The organism is Chryseobacterium sp. AG363 (assembly GCF_003610675.1).
Lineage (GTDB): Bacteria > Bacteroidota > Bacteroidia > Flavobacteriales > Weeksellaceae > Chryseobacterium > Chryseobacterium cucumeris.
Genome location: NZ_RAQF01000002.1, coordinates 2603040 through 2624009 on the forward strand (window position 1 = coordinate 2603040; position 20970 = coordinate 2624009).

Consider the following 20970-nt stretch of genomic DNA (forward strand, 5'->3'; position numbering starts at 1 on the left):
AAAAAAAATATTTTTTTATTATACGAAATCCTACTGACAAACTGTTGTCATAACTCTCTCTTACCTTTGTATCAACAACAAACAAACCAAATACATTATGACAACTACAGCAACAGCTACGAAACAATTCATGACATCTGAACAGCTATTAGAAGATTGGCAAGGACACAGAAATCTTACAAGAAGAGTGATTGAATCTTTTCCTGAAAAAGAGCTATTTGAATTTTCTGTAGGCGGAATGAGACCATTTGCAAAACTGGCAGTAGAACTGATCAGCATTGGCGGGCCTGCTTTAAAAGGAATTGTGGAAGGAAATATGGAAGCTTACAGTGAAGAAGCTTTTAATCCGAAAACCAAGGAAGAAATTTTGAAAAAATGGGATGAAGAAACGGAAGTGATCAACCATTATTTCAATCAGATTTCTGAAGAACGTTTTCAGGAGACTTTCAATTTATTCGGACAATATGAATTTCCGGTATATCAGAACATTCTTTATTTTGTAGATAATGAAGTTCATCACCGTGGACAAGGATACGTTTATCTGAGAGCTTTAGGAATTGAACCCCCTTTCTTCTGGGAGAGATTTTAATGCACTGAGAAGGTAAAATTGCAGAAAGGGTAACCAAAACTTATATCTTTTTTTGCGACACAACAAATTGACTTTTTTGCAATTCTGCCTTTTCCTTAAACCATTTCATTTATTGCCTCAATTAAGTCTTTAAACCTCAACAGTCTTGTTGGGGTTTTATTATTGATGTCTTTCAACCATTTTTACAAGCAGTTCATTCAAACGGATGCGAAGACTTTCCGGCTCCAGAACGGTAGCATAATCTGCAAAAGTAATGAGCCAGCGGGGAAATCCATCACTGATCCATTCTGTTTCAAAAGTGAGTTCCATCCCCCGTTCGGTTTCTACTTCTTCTATCAATCCATAGTATTTTTTAGAATTTACCAAATGATTCATGATCTTTTTGTCAACCAGAAGTTTGGCTTTAACTTTATTTCCATTTGACTTTTTACGGTAATCATTTACCTGTCCGTATTCCTGCAGGAAAGGATTCTGTGTTTTTGAGATTTCCAGAATTCTGTCGATACGAAACTGTCTGAAATCTTTCCTCAGGGTACAGTATGCCATGATGTACCAGATATTAAATTCAAAAAACATCCCGACTGTTTCAATCGTTCTGTTATTCACTCTTCCATCTACCGTCTTATATCTGATATTGAGCTGGGTTTTCTCCGCAATACTTTCCAGGATAATAGGAATTACGTTTTTCAGTGAATCTCCCGAATCTGTATGAAAACTGAAAACATCTATTTGCTTTTCAATATTCTTAATCAGATTTTTATCAGAATATTTCAGTACAGAACGTACTTTTTCCATCGCAGCCTGATAATGATTCCCCAGACTTTGGTGGGAAAATTTCTGCATCAGCTTTTCAGCGGTAATGAAACTTAACACTTCTTCTTTGGTAAACATGATCGGAGGAAGCTTATAGCCTTCCATTAAAGAATAGCCGTTTCCAGCTTCTCCCACAATAGGAATACCGGCATTTTCCAGGGTTTTTACATCACGGTAAATAGTTCTGATACTTACATCAAACTTTTCAGCCAGATCCTGAGCGCGTACAACAGGTTTCGACTGTAACTGGGTAAGGATAGCTGTTACCCTATCGAGTTTTTTAAGATAGTGATCGTTCATGATGGAACAAAGCTAAAATTCTTTTTTGAGGTATTACTTATAAATGGGATGACTTTTTGATTTTAATTTTCTTTAAAAGTATTCACCAGTTTATCGAGATTAAGACTACGGGCAGAGGCATCAAAAATCTCACGGTATGTTCCTTCTTTATTGTACAATTCATCATGAGTTCCATTTTCAACCACTCTGCCTTTTTTCATCACATAAATGGTATCGGAATCCAGAATCTGTGAAAGAGAATGGGAAATAATGATCACCGTTCTTCCTTCTTTAATAGCATCCAGAGAATTTTTGATCTGTTCTGTAGCAATGGCATCCAGACTAGCTGTTGGTTCATCCAGAAAAATAATCGGTGGATTTTTAAGGAACAGTCTGGCAATGGCAATTCTCTGCTGCTGTCCTCCTGAAAGCTGGGTGGCATCATGCTGGTATTTTTCAGGAAGATCCATGATCTGATCGTGCAGATAAGCTTTTTTTGCAGCCTCCTGAATTTTTTCAAAACCGGCATTCATATCGCCGTAACGGATATTATCTTCTATGCTTCCCTGAAAGATATGATTTTTCTGAAGTACCAGCCCCAGATCACTTCTCAGGAAAGTATTTTCATATTCATTAAGGTTGACTCCATCCAAAAGAATCTCCCCGGAATCCGGAAGATAGAATTTACACAAAAGATTGATCACCGTTGATTTTCCTGCACCGCTCAACCCTACCAAAGCTGTCGTCTTTCCGTTTTCAATTTTCATGGAAACATTATGTAAAGCTTTCGTACCATTGGGATAGGTGAAATCAACATTTTTCAATTCAAAAGTTCCTTTGATTTCTTTTTCTACAAAGCTTCCGTTGGATTCTGTTTCATGACCTGCATTTAAAATATCGAAATACCCTTCAGCATAGATCATGGCATCGTTCATATCATCATAAATCCTGTGAAGCTGCCGGATCGGTGCCGAAACATTGTTGAAAAGCATAATATGAAGCATAATTGCTCCAATGGTCATTTGCTGGTCAAGTACAAGATAAACGGTTAAAAGGATAATCAAAACAACTCCAAATTGTTCAATGAACGTTTTTAAACCATCATAAATAAAATTGGTTCTCCTTGTGATCATCTGGCTTTCCATCAGCTCCATCTGAAGGTCATATTGTTTTTTCCCTTCAAATTTTTCACGGACAAAGCTTTTAATAACCATAATAGAATTGATCAGGTTCAAAAGTCCGGAGGTCTTTTTTTCTCTCTGATTCCTAAGCTGGCGTCTCACTCCGCCCAGTTTTTTGGCCTGCAGGGAGCTGATGTAGAAATAGATCGGAACAATAATCGTAGAAACCAGTCCCACATACACATTCTGCATATACATAATGATGAGGGCAATAATGGCATTGGAAAAAAGAGGAAGGATATCAATAAAAAAGTTCTGAACCAATCTGGTAAGACTTTCTATTCCGCGGTCTATTCTGATCTGTAATTTTCCGGATTCATGGTTTTCATCATTAAAATAAGCGACTCTGTAGGTTAAAATCTTATCAATGGCTGATTGTGCCAGCACGGAGCTCACATTAATCCTGATTTTTTCGCCATAAAATTTCTGGCCGAAGTTGATAAAGATGTTTAACAGTTCTTTTCCCAGTAAAATAATGGAAATAATAATGAGAATATGAATCCCCTCCGACATCGGATGTGGAAGATGTGTAAGTTTAGTCACCTCATCTACGGTATATTTCAAAACAATCGGGTTCACCTGTGCTGCAAGAGCTCCCAGAAAAGTAAGAAACAGTGTTCCGTAAATCATGGGACGATAAGGTCTGATGAATGGAACAAGTTGTTTATAGATTCCGAATAAGGTAACGGTTCTGTTAAAAGGTTTAGCCATAGAAATCATTTTAAATGAAAAACGTACCGCTTTCAAAAGAAAAAGGTACGTTTTATTATCATGTTCAGCAAATGAATGCTTATATTTTATCCTTCAAATACATAAGTTGTAAGGTAGTGCAGCTCTTTTCTGCTGGCTTCTTTAGACTCTGCTTCTGCCTGTTCCAGAGAATATTGGGAATTGATTTCCTTTTTCTGCAAAACAAATGAGTTGTTGGCATTTTTATCCACTACATCATTAAAAATATGTTCAATTTCAGAATTTGCTAAGGTAGCAAAGCTGACTTCTTCAAAGCCATGTAACAATCTAAGATCATCAAACTGACTGAAATTTTCATTGACAAATCCCTGCAGCTGTGCTTTGGAATCAAAGTTACCTGCCCAGATATTGTAAGCATATTTCTTCTTTTTAGGTTTATCTAAAATACTCTGATAAACGAAGTTTTCACCCAGATAGGCTTCTCTTACCTGCGGATCATTGGCAAGATCTTCCGGAAGTCCTTCTTTCAGGATCTTTCCTTCAAACATAATATAGGTTTTGTTTGTAATCGCCAGGGTTTGCTGCACGTTGTGGTCGGTAATCAGAATTCCGATATTTTTATCCACAAGACTTCTTACGATTTTCTGAATATCTTCTACGGCAATCGGGTCTACCCCTGCGAAAGGCTCATCCAGAAGAATGAAATTCGGGCTTGTGGCAAGACAGCGTGCAATCTCGGTTCTACGTCTTTCTCCCCCGGAAAGAAGGTCTCCTCTGTTTTTACGAACGTGCTGTAAAGAAAACTCTTCAATCAGTTCATCACATTTGATCTGCTGTTCACGTTTTGAAAGCTTCGTCAGCTGTAATACGCCCATGATATTTTCCTCTACAGATAGTTTTCTGAAAACCGAGGCTTCCTGAGCAAGATACCCGATTCCCTTCTGGGCTCTTCGGTACATAGCATCGGTGGTAATCTCCTGCTTATCCAGAAAAATTTTTCCTGAAGTGGGCTTAACCAACCCTACAATCATATAAAACGATGTGGTTTTCCCTGCTCCATTCGGACCCAGCAAACCAACAATTTCTCCCTGTTGAACCTGTACAGAAACGCCTTTTACAACTTTTTTAGGACCGTATTCCTTGATTAAGTTTTCTCCTCGTAAAATCATAGGGCAAATATATCAAAAATATAAACTTCACTTATAGGTTAATATCAACTTGTTTACGTTAAATGCAAACTTGTTCATTTACAACCCATTGTAACTTTTCACTACTTTAATCTACTTATCGTAAAACATCAATCAATTATAAATAGTAAGAAATGGAAAATTACGGTTATACAAAAACAGAAAATGTACAAAACCAGCAAAGCAATGTTCCCTACCGTTCAGAAAAGAAAATCCCTGCAGCTATATTGGGAATTCTTGTGGGATGGCTGGCTTTAAATAAATTTTATCTTGGATATACAAAGGAGGGAATTATTCAGTTGGTTCTGAATGTCGTTACTTTTGGTGCTGCCTCTGTTATTCCTTTTATCGAAGGTATTTTATATCTTTTTATGAGCGATAAACAATTCGATGATACGTATGTGTATGGGAAAAAAGGATGGTTGTAAAATTATTATTACTTCGTTAGAAATAAAAAGAGACTACCGATTGAGTAGTCTCTTTTTTATCTGAATGAATTTAATCATTATTTATTTAAAAGAATAGCTGCTTCTTTTGCAAAATAAGTAAAGATCATATCTGCTCCTGCTCTTTTAAAACAAGTCAAACTTTCAATGATCGTTTTGTCGTTATCCAGCCAGCCGTTTTGAGCAGCTGCTTTTACCATGGCATATTCTCCACTTACATTGTATACTGCAATCGGAAGATCAATGGCTTCACGTACTTTGGAAACAATATCCAGGTAAGGAAGTCCCGGTTTAATCATAATTACATCTGCTCCTTCATCTATATCTTTAAATACTTCATTCAAGGCTTCGCGTGAGTTGTGGAAATCCATCTGATATGTTTTTTTATCTTTCGGAATTTCCATATCATCTTTCGGAGCACTGTCTAAAGCACTTCTGAAAGGGCCATAGAAAGAACTTGCATATTTCGCAGCATAGCTTACAATTCCTACATCTGTAAATCCGCTTTCTTCCAAAGCTTCACGAATGACCATTACTCTGCCATCCATCATATCACTTGGCGCCACAAGATCGGCTCCTGCTTCTGCGTGAGATACTGACATTCTTGCGAGTGCATCATTGGTAGCGTCATTTACAACTTTTCCGTTTTCAATGATCCCGTCGTGTCCGTAGATTGAATAAGGATCTAAGGCTACATCCGGCATTACAATCATTCCAGGAACGGCATCTTTAATGGCTTTGATCGTATTCTGCATCAATCCGTCTTTGTTCCAGGCTTCTTTTCCTGTATTGTCTTTCAGATGTTCTGACACTTTCATATACAAATTGACAGCTTTTACCCCCAAAGAAAATAATTCCTTACATTCCTTCACCGTTAAATCTATACTGCGCCTGAAAATTCCCGGCATAGACGGGATTGCCTCCTGCTTGTTTTCGCCCTCCATTACGAAGATCGGCATTACAAAATCATCAGTTGTAAGCACATTTTCTCTTACCAGACTTCTGATAGATTCATTAACTCTAAGTCTTCTATTTCTTGAATGTATCATTTTGGAATACTTTTTGAATAAGTTTCTACAAATTTAATATAAGTTCTGTAAAAAACTATTGTACGAGATTGCAGAATGTATTACATTTGTTATATATATTCGAGAAATTATAAATTTGATGAAAAAACTTTTACTTTTATTTCTATTTGTAGGCACTTTTGTTGGATTTTCCAACAATTTTAAAGCTCAGCTTAGAGAGCCGGGTTCCATCACTCAAAAAGCAGATGATGGTGTATTGCTTGCCTATCCAAATCCTGCAAAGGATTTCCTTATCATTAAGGCAAAAGATTCTTCTTTAAGAATCAAAAGTGTGACTTTTTATTCTATTTTGGGTATGCAGGTTGCTAGTTATACCGTAAATATGAATTCCGGAGAGATTAATATTGAAAAATTAAAGCCCGGAAAATATATGATCCGGTATATTTTAAGTGACAACACACAGAAAGTTACTCAAATCGTGAAACAATAAATTAAAATCCTGATAATCATCAGGATTTTTTCTTTTTACATTAATTCTGTTTTAATATTTCCGTAACTTTCGGGACTTTTTCATACTAATAGTAAAAAGAACAACTTAATGCTAAAAGCTGAACATATTAAAAAGACCTATAATGCAGGAAAAAAGGTCGCCCTGGATGATTTCAGCATCCATGTTCCAAAAGGCAGTATTTATGGCCTTTTAGGTCCTAACGGAGCCGGAAAAACTTCTTTTATCCGTATCATTAACCAAATTACTAAGGCAGATTCTGGAGAAATCCATATCAATGGCCAAAAGCTTAATCCAGGTCATATTAAAGATATTGGCTATATGCCTGAAGAAAGAGGACTGTACAAAAATATGACTGTGGGTGACCAGATTCTCTATTTTGGGGAACTGAAGGGAATGAAGAAAAGTGATGCGTTGAATGAAGCCAAAAAGTGGTTTGAAAAACTGAACATCGATCAATGGTGGAAGAAAAAACTTTCTGAACTTTCTAAGGGAATGGCACAAAAAATACAGTTTGTGGTAACCGTTCTTCACAGACCTCATCTTTTAATTCTTGATGAGCCGTTTTCAGGTTTTGATCCGGTGAATGCCAATTTAATCAAAGATCAGATTATTGATCTTAAAAATAACGGAACAACCATCATTCTTTCTACCCACAGAATGGAGAGTGTAGAGGAAATGTGTGATTATGTTGCATTGATCAACAATTCAAAGAAGATTATTGACGGAAGAGTTTTTGATGTAAGAGAAAAATTTAAGAAAAATATTTTTGGAATTACGCTTTCTGAAGTAAGCAATGATCACTTTGAAAATTTCAGAAATAAATATGAGATCTTCAACCTATCCAATGAAAATAATCTTGTTTCTTTTGACCTAAAAAACGAAGAGAGCCAGAATAATGTTCTTCTGGATCTTGTACAGGTAGGTAAAGTGAGATCATTTGACGAAAGAATACCAAGTATGAATGAAGTGTTTATTAATGCTGTAAGTAACCATTCTTAATTTTATGAATAATATTTTTTTAATTACCAAGAGAGAGTTTCTTACCCAGGTTAAGAAAAAGTCTTTCATCATATTGACGCTGCTTGCCCCTGTTATGATTATTGCTTTCGGAGCAATTGTAGGATTAATGTTTAAAGCGAATGAGTCACATAGTATTATAGAAGTTGTTGATAAGAGTGGATTGTTTACCAATCAGCTTCGATCTAATGATAAATTAAATTACGTTTTTGTTTCTGCGGCTGATGAGAAGTCCAAGATTAACAATTTAAAAGGAAATGAATCTCTGGACGGCATCCTGATTCTTCCACCGTTGAAAAATGAGAATTTTGATGAGCTTGAAAAAGAAACCAGACTCATTATCAACAGTAAAATAGGGTTTGATACCAAACAACAAATTGTATCTGATATCAGCAATGTTGTTCGAAAAGAAAAAATAAAGCAACTGGGTATTCAGGAAATACAATTAAATAATCTTGATAAAAATTTTACCTTAAAGACCATCAACGTTACGGATAATAATAAAGAGGATTCTGATCTTGCTTTTGGGGTGAAATCCGGATTAAGTATGGTACTGATGTATGTTACTTTTATGTTCATTATTATTTATGGGGTAAGAGTAATGAGAAGTGTTCTTGAAGAGAAAAATAATCGTGTTGTAGAGATCATTATTTCTTCTGTAAAACCTTTTGAACTGATGATGGGTAAAATTCTGGGAGTAACCATGGTTGCACTGACCCAGTTTCTGATCTGGATTACCATGTCTGTTATTGGTGCACTGGTACTCAATACAGGCTTTTCTCCTCTTCAGAAAAATATTCCGGGAGGTAATGAAGAGATTACAAGCAAACTGGATATGGGGCAGCTTGCTACTCAGATTTCACATAGTCTACTGGAGCTGAATTTTCCGTTAATCATCTTTGTATTCATCGTATTTTTCCTTTTAGGATATATCTTCTATAGTTCTATTTATGCAGCCATTGGTTCAGCAGTGGATAACGAAACAGAAACACAGCAATTTACTTTATTTGCTATTTTACCATTAACATTAGGAATGTATGGGAGTTTCACATTGATGAATAATCCGGAAGGTCCTTTAGGTTTCTGGCTATCCATCATCCCGTTTACTTCACCAGTTGCAATGATTGCCAGAATTCCTTTTGGAGTTCCTGCATGGCAGATTGCATTGTCTATTACATTATTGCTGGTAACTACTATTTTTATGATTTTCCTAGCCGGAAAAATCTACCGTGTAGGTATTTTGATGTACGGAAATAAAGCTACATTAAAAGAGCTTTGGAAATGGATAAGAGGGTAAGAAGTAAAAGCCTATCAATAAAAAAATCCCGGAAACTGAGTTTCCGGGATTTTTTATATTCTGAAATATTCTATTTGAATATATAGCTTAAAGTAAGAGCAATTACCTGTTCTGATTTTTTCTTATCAGTACCCTTAGTTTCTTTAGCGAGACCAGGATAGGTATCACTTAGACCTAAGTCGTATTTTAATGCTACTTCAAGTTGTCTTTTGTAGCTATATCCTACTCCCAGTCCAAGTCCCCAGTTAAAGCTCTTCGCCTTACCATTTACACCTGCCGGCTGGTTAGGATCGGTAACATCCGGGTCATAATAAGGTCTGCTTACAGGAGCGTCTTTTACGTTCTGGTTCAGCAAGAAATTAAATCTAGGGCCTATTAATCCAAAGAATTCTGATTCTGCTTCAGAAAAATATCCTTTGAAATAAAGAGGCACACTCAGGTAGTTATTAGCATATAAAGCGTCATAACCGCTTACTCCTTTAGCATCTTTATCTTTTCCTGTTTCTCCTGCACCATAGTACAGTACTTCAGGTTGAATAAAGAATTGGTTTGCCTTTCCTACGGGAATCAATGCCAAAGCTCCAGCTTGGAAAGTATATCTTGGGCCTGAAGGGTTGTGGGCGTTAGATACTCTGGAGTAGTTTAAACCTCCTGTTACTCCAAATCTTGTATTTTTCCATTGCACCTGTGCAAAGGATAAAGCCGAAAGAGTTAAAGCTGAGGCTAATAAAAGTTTTTTCATATGTTGGGTTTTATATTATCCTAGAATCTTAGCTACAGTAGCACCAATATCAGCAGGAGAATCAACAACGTTGATACCGTTTTCTCTCATGATTTCCATTTTAGCCTGAGCTGTATCTTCAGCACCACCTACGATAGCACCTGCGTGTCCCATTGTTCTTCCTTTTGGAGCAGTCTGTCCAGCGATGAAACCTACAACCGGTTTAGTAGATCCGCTAGCTTTGTACCATCTTGCAGCTTCAGCTTCAAGACCTCCACCAATTTCACCGATCATTACAACAGCTTCAGTTTCAGGATCGTTGATGAAAAGTTCTAAAGCTTCTCTTGTAGTTGTTCCGATGATTGGATCACCACCGATACCGATTGCAGTAGAGATACCGTAACCTGCTCTTACTACCTGGTCAGCAGCTTCGTAAGTAAGAGTTCCTGATTTTGAAACGATACCTACTTTTCCTTTTTTGAAAACGAAACCTGGCATAATACCAATTTTAGCTTCTTCAGAAGTAATGATTCCAGGGCAGTTTGGTCCGATTAATCTGCAGTCTCTGTCAGCGATGTAAGATTTTACTTTTACCATATCAGCTACAGGAATACCTTCAGTAATACATACAATTACTTTGATTCCTGCTTCAGCAGCTTCCATGATAGCGTCTGCTGCGAATGCCGGTGGTACGAAAATGATACTTACGTTTGCTCCTGCTTTTTCAACAGCATCAGCTACAGTGTTAAATACCGGCTTTCCTAAATGCTCGCTACCTCCTTTTCCTGGAGTAACACCACCTACTACGTTTGTTCCGTATTCAATCATCTGACCAGCGTGGAAAGTTCCTTCGTTCCCTGTAAATCCTTGTACAATTACTTTAGAATCTTTGTTTACTAAAATTGACATTTTATTGTTGTTTTAATTTATTTATTATTTTATTAATGCTCACAAATTTACTCAAATTTCTTTGATTTTGGATAAAACCTTTGGAATTGTTTATTTGAGATTTCTCAGTTTTACTTCTTTTTTAAGATAAGTTTTAAAATCTTCTGCAAACATCCCGATATAGGTTCCTTTTTCAAGATCTCTGTTGACACCGGTTTTTCCCAGAAGCACCGATCCCGACTCAATTTTGTTACCGGAAGCAATTCCAACCTGTCCCCATAATGTCACCTCATCTCCGATGATACAGCATCCGGCAATTCCTACCTGAGAGGCGATCAGACATTTTTTTCCGATAACGGTATCATGTCCGATCTGAATCTGGTTATCCAAAACGGAACCTTCTCCAATAATGGTAGAGTCTGTAACTCCTCTGTCAATGGTACATCCGTTTCCGATCTCCACATTGTTTTCAATAACAACATTTCCAACAGAGATCAAACGGTCAAAGTTTCCATTTAATTTTCTGTAATAAAATGCATCACCCCCTAAAACGGTGTTAGACTGGATGATGACGTTATCTCCGATTTCCGTACGGTCACCAATGACAACATTAGGAAAGATTAAGGTATTTTTCCCGATTTTCACGTTGTTCCCGATTACTGCCGAAGAATGGATTTTTGTTCCCTCTCCTATTTCAACATCGTGAAGTTCTTCTGTGAAATTATAGATTCTGGTAAAATGGGTATTGATATTATTAAAGTCTCTGAAAGGATCATCAGAAACCAAAAGTGCTTTACCTTCCGGGCAATCTACTTCTTTATCAATTAAAATAATAGTGGCTGCAGAGTTTAATGCTTTGTCATAATATTTAGGGTGATTCACAAAAACGATGTCACCTGGTTTTACCATGTGAATTTCGTTAGTTCCCAATACTTCAAAATCTTCCGGCCCTACAAATGCTGAGCCTATTAAATCTGCAATCGTTTTAAGCTTTTGCGGAGAATGGAATCTCATAACAATAGATTTTCTTATAAAACAAAATTCGGAATGCTGATGCAAACCGAATTTATGTAAATTTTATTTATTCTTTTACTCTTTCTAAGTAGCTTCCGTCTTCAGTGCTTACTTTAATTCTGTCTCCCGGTTCAATGAACAAAGGAACCATTACTCTTGCTCCTGTTTCAACGATTGCGTTTTTAAGAGCATTGGTTGCAGTGTTTCCTTTTACTCCCGGATCAGCTTCGATAACATCAAGGTATACTGATTGCGGAAGTTCAGCAGAAAGTGGAGTTTCATCAGCTTCTTTTAAAATGATAGTCACTTCTTCACCCGCTTTCATAAACTGAGAGTTCTCAATCATTTCTTTGTTGATGTATAACTGAGAGAAATCATCATTGTTCATGAAATGGAATCCGTTCTCATCATCATACAGATACTGGAATTTTCTTGTGATTACTTTTACTTCATCAATTTTGTGTCCTGCAGAGAAAGTATTATCAATTACTTTACCGTTCGTCACTGACTTTAATTTTGTTCTTACGAAAGCAGGTCCTTTTCCCGGTTTTACGTGAAGGAACTCGATTACTTTATAAATATCATTGCTATATTCGATGCATAGCCCTTTTCTGATATCGTTACTTGTTGCCATTAATATATATTATCTTTTTTACTTAAATTGTATTGGCCGGCAAGCAAACAGGCAGATTTGCGAATTTGCTTTTTAGCATTTCTCTTAATTACTCTCTTTACCGGTTCCGTATCCTTTTACGATACCTCTTGGTGAATTTTGAATAAATTGTAAGATTTCATCTCTTTCAGCCGTTGGAAGCATTTCTTTTTCAATATGGGAAATAGCCTGGGAAACGTTCATCTTCATTTGGAAGATGGCTCTGTAGATCTTCTGAATTTCAAAGATCTTTTCATTCGTAAATCCTCTTCTTCTTAAACCAACAGAATTAATACCAGCATAAGACATAGGTTCTCTTGCTACTTTTACGTAAGGTGGAATATCTTTTCTTACCAAAGTACCTCCGGAAATCATTACATGTTTTCCGATTTTACCGAATTGGTGAACCGCTGATAAACCTCCCATTACTGTATAATCACCAATCTCGACGTGTCCTGCAATACCACAACCGTTTACGATGATAACGTGATCTCCGATAACACAATCATGTGCAATGTGTGAAGTCGCCATAATAAGACAGTGAGCACCTATTTTAGTATATCCTAAAGCCTTTGTCCCTCTGTTTACGGTAACACACTCTCTGATTGTCGTTTCGTCACCGATAATTACCTGGGTATCTTCACCATCAAATTTCAGATCCTGGGGAATTGCAGAGATTACAGTCCCAGGGAAAATCCTACAATTCTTCCCTATTCTTGCTCCATCCATGATGGTTACATTAGGACCAATCCATGTTCCTTCTCCGATTTCTACGTCCCCTGCAATGGTAGTGAAAGGTTCTACGATTACATTTTTGCTGATTTTCGCACGTTTATCTACGGCTGCTAATTGATGAATCATTTAATCAACTTTATTTTTTGCAACTTGAGCCATAAGCTCTGCTTCTACTGCTACAGTATCTCCCACATATCCATATCCCTGCATATGAACAATTCCTCTTCTGATAGGCTCTATCAATTCAATTTTGAATATAAGCGTATCTCCCGGAATTACTTTTCTTTTGAATTTCACCTTATCAATTTTAATGAAATATGTAGAATAGTTTTCAGGATCCGGAACGCTGGCTAATACAAGAATTCCTCCTGTCTGTGCCAATGCTTCTACCTGAAGAACTCCAGGCATTACAGGCTCTTTAGGGAAGTGTCCAACGAAGAAAGGTTCGTTCATTGTTACATTTTTCAACCCTACTACATGAGAGTCCGAAAGTTCAAGAACTTTGTCAATTAATAAGAACGGAGGTCTGTGAGGCATAAGCTTCATAATTCCGTTGATATCGAATACCGGTTCTTTTGTCAGGTCAAAATCCGGAACGTTTTTCTTTTTCTGCAATTTCCACTGGCGGTTTAGTTTTTTCGCAAACTGAGTATTCACAAAGTGTCCCGGTTTGTTAGCAATAACTTTACCTTTTATTTTTACACCTGCCAAAGCAAGGTCACCGATTACATCCAGTAATTTGTGTCTCGCTGCTTCGTTAGGATAGTTTAAATTAAGATTGTCCAGAATACCGTTTGGTCTGATAGATACATTATCTTTTCCAAAGGCTTTCTTTAATTTTTCTGTGGTATCAGGAGTAAGATCTTTATCTACATATACAATAGCATTGGAAATATCTCCACCTTTGATCAAACCGTGATCTAAAAGCATTTCCAATTCATGCAGGAAGCTGAATGTTCTTGCTGATGAGATTTCGTCTTTAAATTCTGAAATATTTTTAAGAGTAGCATTCTGAGTACCTAATACTTTAGTCCCAAAATCAACCATAGTAGTTACTTCATAAGTATCTGATGGAATGATCGTGATTTCCGAACCTGTAGCCGGATCACTGTAAGTAAGAACTTCTTTTACAACAAGATATTCTCTTGCAACCGTTTGTTCTGCGACTCCTACACTTTCGATGGCTTCCACAAAATATTTTGAAGACCCATCCAAAATAGGAGGTTCTGAAGCGTCCATTTCTAAAATTGCGTTATCAATATCACAACCAACAAGGGCTGCTAAAAGATGTTCGCAAGTGGTAATCTTTACCCCTAACTTTTCTAATGTAGTTCCTCTTTCAGTTGCTACAACATAATTTACATCAGCTTCTACCTGAGGATGTCCCTCCAAGTCTGTTCTTACAAATACAAAACCTGTATTTTCTTTAGCAGGTTTAATGGTAAGTTTTACTTCTTTACCAGTATGAAGGCCAATTCCAGAAAGAGTTACCTCTTGCTGAAGTGTTTTTTGCATATCACTCATTAGTATTATCTTTTGAGTTATTCTCAAGATTATTTATTCTATTTACTATTCCAGGCAAGTTCCTGAAATGAACATAACTCCTTAAATAGTCATTGTAACTGATTGCTGGTGAACCGTACAAAGTTTCTCTGTCATTAACACTGGAATTCACGCCACTCTGAGCCTGAATTTTCACTTGGTTTCCTATTTTGATATGTCCTACGACACCTACCTGGCCACCAATCTGATTCCAGTCTCCGATAGTAGTGGAACCTGCAATTCCTGCCTGTGCAGCAATTACGTTGTTCTGACCAATTTTCACGTTGTGGGCAATCTGAATCAGGTTATCAATCTTAGTTCCTTTTCCTATTATTGTAGAGCCTATTGTAGCTCTGTCGATACTACAGTTTGAACCAATTTCTACATCGTCTTCAATAATCACATTTCCAAGCTGTGGTATTTTTTTGAAGCCGTCAGCTGTTGGCTGGAAACCAAAACCGTCACCTCCGATTACCGTATTGGAATGAATCACGCAGTTATCTCCAATAATACAGTAGTCATAAATTCTGGCACCACTGTCTATTTTACAGTTTTTACCAATTTTTACACCTTTTCCTATATATACATGTGGATAGATTTGTGATCCTTCCCCGATCTTAGCTTTCTCGGAAACATAGGTAAATGCTCCGATATACGCTTTATCTCCTATGACAGCAGTATCATGAATAGACGAACCGTTTTCAATACCTTCTTTTCTTCCCTGCATTTCCTGATATAAATTCATCAGAATCTGAAAAGAAAGATAGGCATCTTTTACAACGATTAAGGTAGGGTTATAATGATTTTTCTCCAGAAGTTTTTCCGAAACGATGATAACAGAGCATTTTGAGCTATCCAAAAAATGAGAAAATCTATCTTGTGCTATAAAAGAAAGATGTCCTGATTCCCCATTTTCAATTGGTGAAACTCCTGTAATAAGTGCATTCTCGTCACCTATTATTTTTCCGTCAATAAAACTTGCAATTTGCGAAGCTGTAAATTCCATATTCTGCAAAGATAAGAAATTCTATAATTTGCAAACATGTTTTAGTTTCAGATCGTAAATTTTAATATTCTTTAAGAGTCCAGTTTGGATATATCTCTTGGAAACATAAGGATATAGCGGGTCGTCTTATTCACAATTAATCCCGATAAAAGCTGATCTTCCGACTCATGCAGCCTTGTTCTTCTCCCATTTTTATGCAGTAAATAAATCGGTTGTTTCTCTGCATGATATGGCAATAATTTTCTTTTAATTTCATGAACCAATTCATTACCATTATTGATTCCGAAAAGTTCATTACTCTTTTTTATTTTTTCCTCAATTATTTCCTGGCCAAAAGGATGTGATGAAATAATTGTTTTAGGCAAATTTCTCTGAATTACACATTTGCACCAGTATGACAATACAAAATCTTCTGAATTCTGCCATTCTTTCATGGCCTGAATTACATCATTATCATCAAGCTGAGTAAATCTTTCTATATCTTCATCTGTGGCACCGCTCTTTTCACGGTATAAAAAATATTTCAGATTGTCTGTTGCCGGAAGTTTTACACCTTGGGAAATCAAATACTTTGCCCTTTCAAGGATTTTAACTAAAAGAAACTCTGCCAAAGCTGAAGTTTTATGATAGTACACCTGCCAGTACATGAACATTCTGGCTGTCAGGAAATTTTCAATGGAATAAATCCCTTTTGCATCAATCACCAGTTCGCCTTCTTCACAGACATTCATCATAGAGATGATTCTCTGGGTATTAATATTTCCTTCTGAAACTCCTGTAAAAAAACTGTCCCTTTTTAGGTAGTCCAAACGGTCAACATCCAGTTGGGAAGAGATCAGCTGGTTAAAAAACTTTCTGTGATACTTCCCCTGAAACATTTCAATAGCCATGGATAGTTGGCCCTGGAATTTCTCATTAAGCTTATTCATGAGTAGCAAAGAAAGATTCTCATGATGCCAGTCATCCATCAGCATACTTTCCAATGCGTGTGAAAACGGACCATGACCGATATCATGCATCAAAATGGCCAGCATTGCTCCTTTTTCTTCTTCCTCAGAAATTTTCACTCCTTTCTGCTTCAATGTTTCTAACGCTGTAAACATCAAATGCATTGCTCCAAGAGCATGGTGAAACCTTGTATGGGTAGCACCCGGGAATATCAGATTCAAAAGTCCGGTCTGCCCGATTCTTCTTAATCTCTGAAAATAAGGATGCTCAATGATATCAAATAAAATTTCGTGTGGAATTTTGATAAACCCGTGAACAGGATCGTTGATGATTTTTAGCTTATTCTGCATTGAAACTTCAGTATTAGTAAACAAAGTTAGGCATTTTAAAATTTAGCCTCTTATTAAATTACTATTAAGATATTGGAATAAGACGATGACCTACCGAATATTTTTCATCAAAACATCATCATATCAACTTTAGAAATTCCTTGGCATCTATTTTTTATCAATTCAAGATTTTTTGAAAACCTTTTGCGTCTGTTATATTAAAGGATTATCTTTGAGAGAAAACACGACAACCTTTAATGAGACGCTTCTCACTTTTCCTATTTTTATTTTTAAGTTTAAACTTTTCCGCACAAATAATCACCGAGACCCAAAAGCTGGAATCTCTGTGCAGGGTTTGGGGATTCTTAAAATATTACCATCCTAACGTTGCAAAAGGAAATCTGAACTGGGACAAGCAGCTTTTTCAAAAAATCAATGAGCTTGAAAATATTAATGATAAGGAATCTCTCAATATTCTTTATTCTCAATGGATTGAAAGTCTCGGAGAAATTCCACAATGTAATGAATGTGCAGTACAAGATCAGAAAGTTTATTTTCTCAAAAACTTTGACCTACGCTGGATTGACAATTCGCAAATTTTCTCCGATGATGTATCTCAAAAACTTCGTTACATTGAAAAAAACAGAAATCTTGGAGACAATCATTATTTTGGAAAAGGAGGAAGAAAAATATATTTCAGGAATGAAAAATCCTATGGTTCTCAATTTACTTCCAAAAGAAATGGTTTACTGGAGCTATTCAGATATTGGAATTATGTAGAATATTTCTTTCCTTATAAATATGAAACTGATCAGAACTGGAATGATGTCCTTACAGAAATGATTCCCAAATTCCTAATGATTGATAATGACGAGAATTTTCACCTGGCATTAGCAGAACTGGTGGCTAAAACGGATGACTCACACGCTTATATTTCGTCAAAAGAAATTCAACTTAGTTTGTATGGTCAAAGAAAAGTTCCGGTAGAATATACTTATGCTGAAGGAAAACTAGTGATTACAAAAGTTAACGACACACGATCCAGACATAAAAGTACTCTGCATCCGGGAGATGTCATTTATGATATTGAAGGAAAAACCATCCCGCAAGTGATCAACAGTTTAACAAGATACACACCCGCTTCCAACTCATGGGGAAAGGTTAGCAAAATAAAAGATAAACTTCTCTTCAGCAAGAATGATTCTATTTCCATAAAGATTGAAAGGGATGGACAAAACATAGAAATAAAAACCCGAACGTATCTCATTAAGGATATTATTCACGAAAAAATACCTGTCTCAAAAAAATGGAAATTTATGGATGATGAAAAGAAAATCGGGTATGTGAATATGGGAATTATAGAAAAGGAAGATATTGACGAAATGTACAGTAGTTTAAAATCCGCAAAATCCATTATCTTTGATCTCAGGAATTATCCAAAACAAACGATCATTCCCTTAAGTTACCTTCTTCTTCCCAGCCCCTCAATCTATTATCAATTTACTTTTCCTGACACCACCTATCCCGGGAAATTTTACAGCAGAAAAAATGTCACCGGCAGAAAGAATCCTGAATACTATAAAGGAAATGTAATCGTTTTAGTAGATGAGAATACGCAAAGCCAGGCAGAAACTACAACCATGATGTTCAAACAGCACCCGAAAGCGAAAATTATCGGAAGTAATACTTCGGGAGCCAACGGAGATGTGATTATGTTTAAAATTGCCAACCTTGATACACGGTTTACAGGTTTGGGTGCTTATTACCCGGATGGCAGAGAAACCCAAAGAATCGGAATTATTCCTGACATCTTCATAAAACCAAGTGTAGAAGGGATAAAAAACGGAAAAGACGAAGTATTGGAAAAGGCTTTGGAATATATAAAAACGACTGATTAAGTGAAGTGAAAATGTGAATTATTCTACGCTATTTTCATTTAACTTATATTTAACTTTTAATCTTTCGAATTTGTGAGATTTTAAAAGGATTTGGTCAACATTTTGATACAATAACCATGTAAAAAATAAATTATGTCAGAAAAGATATTATGGATAGATGATGAAATAGATTTACTTAAACCTCATATCGTATTTTTAGAAAAGAAGGGTTACCAGGTAACTCCTGTTAACAATGTGAATGAGGCTTTGGAACTTATGGATTCAGAGAAATTCGCTTTAACCCTCATTGATGAAAATATGCCAGGTATTTCCGGTCTGGAGGCCATTCCAATGATCAAGGAAAAAGATAACGCCTTAAAAATCGTCATGGTAACCAAAAGCGAAGAGGAACACATTATGGAAGAGGCTATCGGTTCCCAGATTGCCGATTATATATTAAAGCCTGTAAACCCTAATCAGATATTACTTTCCCTAAAGAAAAACCTTCAGCAGGATAATCTTGTTGAACAAAAAACGATTCTACAATACCAGCAGGAATTCAGAAATCTTTCCATGGAACTTTCTTACCTGAGAACGTATCAGGAATGGGCTGAATATTATAAAAAGATCCTTAGCTGGGAAATCAAATTTGATAAAGTAGCAGACAATGAATTCGCGGATCTGCTGCAGTCTCAGAAAGAGGAAGCTAACATTCAGTTTGCCAAGTTTATTGAGAAAAATTATGAAAACTGGCTTACAGATTCAGATAAACCGATGATGAGCCACACACTTTTTAAGGAAAAAGTAAAACCGGAAGTGGAAAAAGAAAAAGTTCTTTTACTGATGGTGGATAATCTTCGTTACGATCAGTGGAAAGTGATTGAACCTTTATTTACAAAATACTACAATAAAGTTTCAGAAGATTATTACTACAGTATTCTTCCTACGGCAACACAGTATGCGAGAAACTCTTTCTTTGCAGGATTAATGCCGTCTGAGATTGAGAAACGCTTCCCTGATAAATGGTTCAATGATAATGAAGAGGGAAACAAAAATGAATTTGAACGTGACTTTCTGGAAGATCAGATGAAGAGAATTGGTCTCGGTTCAAAATCTATGAAATACCTTAAAGTACTGAACGCTGATTTTGAAAGAAAGATTTATGATGATTTCAATCAGCATAAAAATAATGATCTTCTGGTCATTGTCTATAACTTTATTGATATCCTGTCACACGCGAAAACAGATAATCATATTGTAGACCAGCTGATTCGTGATGATAAGACTTTCCGTTCCCTTACCTTCAACTGGTTTGAAAACTCTTCTTTATTGAAGATCATTAAGGCAGCTGCAGAAAACGGATATAAGCTGGTGATCACAACAGATCACGGTACTGTATATGTTAAAAAGCCAAGTAAAGTGGTAGGAGACAGAGAAACTTCTACGAATATCAGATATAAAACAGGTAAAAGCTTAACGTATGATGACAGTGATGTATGGGCCATTACCAACCCGGAAAAGCTTTTCCTTCCAAAAGGAAACCTAAGCTCGAAATATATTTTTGCTAAAAACAATATATTCCTGGCGTATCCTAAAAATTACAATCATTTTGTTAATTACTATAAAGAAACTTACCAGCATGGAGGAATTTCACTTGAAGAGTGTATTATCCCTATCAGCGTATTAGAACCCAAGTAGTTTTTTTTCATAGTTTATTTAATTTTGGGTTAAAGGCGGAAAAAATCGAATGATTTTTTCCGCCTCTTTTTTTAAGGCATTCATTTTGCATACTAGAAGACAACCTTAAATAAATATAATCTTATGAAAAAACACATTTTTATTGCAGCAGCATTCTCAGCATTATTTTTAACTTCATGTAACAAAGAAAAGAAAACAACAGATTCCACTCCCGCTTCTGTAGACAGTGTTGCATCCAAGCCATCTGATTCAGCAGCTGTTTCAGGAACTCAGGATGAAATTGTAAAAAGTACTTCGAAAGACAGCAATGGAAAAACGTTGGATATGACTTTCAATAATACCAAAAATACAGCTACGGTGGTTTTCAACAATGAAACAATTGAACTACAGGGACAAAAGCCTGCATCAGGAATATGGTATAAGAATGATCATTATGAGCTAAGAGGTAAAGGTGAGGAAATAGAATTGACAAAAGACGGTAAAACTGTTTTCAAAAAATAAAAACCTTACTAACAATATAAA

General features: G+C 36.2%; 19 protein-coding genes and 1 pseudogene. 8 read left to right on the top strand and 12 right to left on the bottom strand.

What is annotated here, in order from left to right; all coding sequences use genetic code 11:
- The first annotated feature begins 97 nt into the window (after nucleotides 1–97).
- Nucleotides 98–589, top strand: coding sequence for a DinB family protein (locus DEU39_RS11760; protein ID WP_062674075.1), 492 nt, complete (start codon nucleotides 98–100; stop codon nucleotides 587–589).
- A gap of 159 nt (nucleotides 590–748) precedes the next feature.
- Here DEU39_RS11760 and DEU39_RS11765 read toward each other — a convergent pair whose 3' ends face one another.
- From DEU39_RS11765 to lptB, 3 genes and pseudogenes are all read right to left on the bottom strand, one after another.
- A complete protein-coding gene (locus tag DEU39_RS11765; RefSeq protein WP_062674073.1) occupies nucleotides 749–1702 on the bottom strand; it encodes a helix-turn-helix transcriptional regulator in 954 nt (317 codons plus the stop codon).
- Nucleotides 1703–1764: 62 nt separating this feature from the next.
- Complete coding sequence (locus DEU39_RS11770; protein ID WP_120232240.1) at nucleotides 1765–3492, bottom strand: ABC transporter ATP-binding protein; 1728 nt, start codon at nucleotides 3490–3492, stop codon at nucleotides 1765–1767.
- 503 nt (nucleotides 3493–3995) lie between these two features.
- Nucleotides 3996–4721, bottom strand: a pseudogene (gene lptB, locus DEU39_RS11775) (LPS export ABC transporter ATP-binding protein); the annotation flags it as partial.
- 152 nt (nucleotides 4722–4873) lie between these two features.
- Between lptB and DEU39_RS11780 the strand changes: the two are divergent.
- Complete coding sequence (locus DEU39_RS11780; protein WP_120232045.1) at nucleotides 4874–5167, top strand: TM2 domain-containing protein; 294 nt, start codon at nucleotides 4874–4876, stop codon at nucleotides 5165–5167.
- Nucleotides 5168–5244: 77 nt separating this feature from the next.
- Here the strand turns inward: DEU39_RS11780 and hemB are convergent, their stop codons facing one another.
- Nucleotides 5245–6234, bottom strand: a complete 990-nt coding sequence (hemB, locus tag DEU39_RS11785; protein WP_062674069.1) for a porphobilinogen synthase — start codon at nucleotides 6232–6234, stop codon at nucleotides 5245–5247.
- 118 nt (nucleotides 6235–6352) lie between these two features.
- On the opposite strand from hemB, the gene DEU39_RS11790 reads away from it, so the two are divergent.
- The 3 genes from DEU39_RS11790 (at nucleotide 6353) to DEU39_RS11800 (ending at nucleotide 9038) form a co-directional block, all read left to right on the top strand.
- A complete protein-coding gene (locus tag DEU39_RS11790) occupies nucleotides 6353–6703 on the top strand; it encodes a T9SS type A sorting domain-containing protein (protein ID WP_034699180.1) in 351 nt (116 codons plus the stop codon).
- Nucleotides 6704–6811: 108 nt separating this feature from the next.
- On the top strand, nucleotides 6812–7723 hold the full coding sequence (locus DEU39_RS11795) for an ABC transporter ATP-binding protein (RefSeq protein ID WP_120232046.1): 912 nt from the start codon (nucleotides 6812–6814) through the stop codon (nucleotides 7721–7723).
- Nucleotides 7724–7727: 4 nt separating this feature from the next.
- Nucleotides 7728–9038, top strand: a complete 1311-nt coding sequence (locus DEU39_RS11800) for an ABC transporter permease (protein WP_120232047.1) — start codon at nucleotides 7728–7730, stop codon at nucleotides 9036–9038.
- 70 nt (nucleotides 9039–9108) lie between these two features.
- Here DEU39_RS11800 and DEU39_RS11805 read toward each other — a convergent pair whose 3' ends face one another.
- The 8 genes from DEU39_RS11805 to DEU39_RS11840 form a co-directional block, all read right to left on the bottom strand.
- Nucleotides 9109–9780: a porin family protein gene (locus tag DEU39_RS11805; RefSeq protein ID WP_120232048.1), complete on the bottom strand. Its 672-nt coding sequence runs from the start codon at nucleotides 9778–9780 to the stop codon at nucleotides 9109–9111.
- Nucleotides 9781–9795: 15 nt separating this feature from the next.
- Complete coding sequence (sucD, locus tag DEU39_RS11810) at nucleotides 9796–10668, bottom strand: succinate--CoA ligase subunit alpha (RefSeq protein ID WP_002977143.1); 873 nt, start codon at nucleotides 10666–10668, stop codon at nucleotides 9796–9798.
- A gap of 90 nt (nucleotides 10669–10758) precedes the next feature.
- Nucleotides 10759–11661 (bottom strand): LpxD N-terminal domain-containing protein, encoded by a 903-nt coding sequence (locus DEU39_RS11815; protein ID WP_120232049.1) that lies wholly within the window; start codon nucleotides 11659–11661, stop codon nucleotides 10759–10761.
- Nucleotides 11662–11728: 67 nt separating this feature from the next.
- Nucleotides 11729–12295 carry an elongation factor P gene (efp, locus tag DEU39_RS11820; protein WP_002977139.1) on the bottom strand — a complete coding sequence of 189 codons (567 nt, stop codon included), beginning with the start codon at nucleotides 12293–12295 and terminating at the stop codon, nucleotides 11729–11731.
- An 84-nt stretch (nucleotides 12296–12379) separates the two neighbouring features.
- Entirely contained in the window at nucleotides 12380–13174 is a 795-nt protein-coding gene (gene lpxA, locus DEU39_RS11825) for an acyl-ACP--UDP-N-acetylglucosamine O-acyltransferase (protein WP_062674059.1), read from the bottom strand.
- Nucleotides 13175–14572, bottom strand: coding sequence for a bifunctional UDP-3-O-[3-hydroxymyristoyl] N-acetylglucosamine deacetylase/3-hydroxyacyl-ACP dehydratase (locus DEU39_RS11830; RefSeq protein WP_034699159.1), 1398 nt, complete (start codon nucleotides 14570–14572; stop codon nucleotides 13175–13177).
- Entirely contained in the window at nucleotides 14565–15596 is a 1032-nt protein-coding gene (gene lpxD / locus DEU39_RS11835; protein WP_062674056.1) for a UDP-3-O-(3-hydroxymyristoyl)glucosamine N-acyltransferase, read from the bottom strand. The genes DEU39_RS11830 and lpxD overlap by 8 nt, the downstream gene beginning before the upstream one ends.
- A gap of 71 nt (nucleotides 15597–15667) precedes the next feature.
- Nucleotides 15668–16894 (bottom strand): HD domain-containing protein, encoded by a 1227-nt coding sequence (locus tag DEU39_RS11840; RefSeq protein ID WP_062674054.1) that lies wholly within the window; start codon nucleotides 16892–16894, stop codon nucleotides 15668–15670.
- Nucleotides 16895–17130: 236 nt separating this feature from the next.
- On the opposite strand from DEU39_RS11840, the gene DEU39_RS11845 reads away from it, so the two are divergent.
- The 3 genes from DEU39_RS11845 (at nucleotide 17131) to DEU39_RS11855 (ending at nucleotide 20949) form a co-directional block, all read left to right on the top strand.
- Nucleotides 17131–18771 carry a S41 family peptidase gene (locus tag DEU39_RS11845; RefSeq protein WP_120232050.1) on the top strand — a complete coding sequence of 547 codons (1641 nt, stop codon included), beginning with the start codon at nucleotides 17131–17133 and terminating at the stop codon, nucleotides 18769–18771.
- Between the two features lie 132 nt (nucleotides 18772–18903).
- Complete coding sequence (locus tag DEU39_RS11850) at nucleotides 18904–20448, top strand: bifunctional response regulator/alkaline phosphatase family protein (RefSeq protein WP_062674050.1); 1545 nt, start codon at nucleotides 18904–18906, stop codon at nucleotides 20446–20448.
- 123 nt (nucleotides 20449–20571) lie between these two features.
- A complete protein-coding gene (locus DEU39_RS11855) occupies nucleotides 20572–20949 on the top strand; it encodes an MliC family protein (protein WP_062674048.1) in 378 nt (125 codons plus the stop codon).
- Nucleotides 20950–20970 lie beyond the last annotated feature (21 nt).